The organism is Psychrobacter sp. NC44 (genome assembly GCF_904846655.1).
Lineage (GTDB): Bacteria > Pseudomonadota > Gammaproteobacteria > Pseudomonadales > Moraxellaceae > Psychrobacter.
Window position 1 is genome coordinate 1 of record NZ_CAJHBN010000038.1, and the last position, 1,190, is coordinate 1,190.

Here is a 1,190-nt window from a genome sequence, read left to right on the forward strand (position 1 = left end):
GTGTAACTATCCCCTAAACTAACACAGCTCAAACGTAGAATTTCTTATAAAATACCCATAAGGAGTTTTGATATGAGCAAACGAATGACTGAGACCCAAATAGTATCGATATTAAAAGAAGCAGAAGCTGGGATATCTGCTAAAGAGCTGTGCCGTAAATACGGGGTAGCTAGCTCGACATTTTACAAATGGAAGTCTAAATATGGAGGTATGGAAGCCTCTGATGTTAAGCGATTAAAAGAGCTTGAAGAAGAAAACCGTAGGCTTAAACAGATGTATGCTGATTTAAGCCTCAAAGCGCAAATGCAAGAAGATATCATAAAAAAGCTATAGCGCCTGTACCCGAGCGCAAAGTCTGGGCGCAAGAATTGCAGGCGCAGTATGGTGTTAGTATTGCAGTGAGCTGTCAGGTGGTCTGTATGAGTCGAACCGCTTACTACTATAAGCCTAAGCTATCTGATGATAGTGAGATTATTGATGTCTTAAACAAGCTTACTGACAAGCACAATCGTTGGGGTTTCCCAAAGTGCTTTAAACGCATACGTAAGCTTGACTATTCTTGGAATCACAAGCGCGTACATCGTGTTTATACCGCGTTAAACTTAAACCTACGCCGTAAGTCTAAAAGACGGCTACCAGCACGTAACCCCCAGCCGCTAAGTGTACCAAATACATTAGGTCATACTTGGTCTATGGACTTTATGAGCGATAAGCTGCACAACAATATTCGCTTTCGAACCTTTAATGTGATTGATGATTACAACCGTGAAGTATTAGGCATTGATATTGGTACCAGTATGCCTTCACTTCGAGTAATTCGCTACCTTGATCAGTTAGCCGAGTGGCATGGTTACCCTAAGCAAATAAGGGTAGATAACGGCAGTGAGTTTACATCCAGCATATTCACTGATTGGGCATCAGCTCATGGCATCTATATTGATTATATCGAGCCTGGCTGCCCTTATCAGAATGCTTATATTGAACGGTTTAATCGCAGTTACCGCAATGAGGTTTTAGACTGTTATTTATTCAATGATTTAAACGAGGTTACTCAACTGACTGAAGACTGGATCAAGGTTTATAACAACGAAAGACCCCATGATTCACTTAATGATATGACACCTGCTGAGTACAGGCAGGTGGCTTAATTATTCTACGATGATGTTGTGTTAAGAATGGGGTATTTACAG

At 40.9% G+C, this 1,190-nt stretch carries 1 protein-coding gene; it reads left to right on the forward strand.

All coding sequences use genetic code 11. From position 1 onward, the window contains the following. Positions 1-72: 72 nt before the first annotated feature. Positions 73-1,148, forward strand: a protein-coding gene (locus tag JMX95_RS13570) for an IS3 family transposase (protein ID WP_413786844.1) whose coding sequence is annotated in 2 segments (ribosomal slippage) — positions 73-322 and positions 322-1,148 — 1,077 coding nt in all. Because the reading frame shifts where the segments join, the coding sequence is not laid out codon by codon here. The last annotated feature ends 42 nt before the right edge of the window (positions 1,149-1,190 follow it).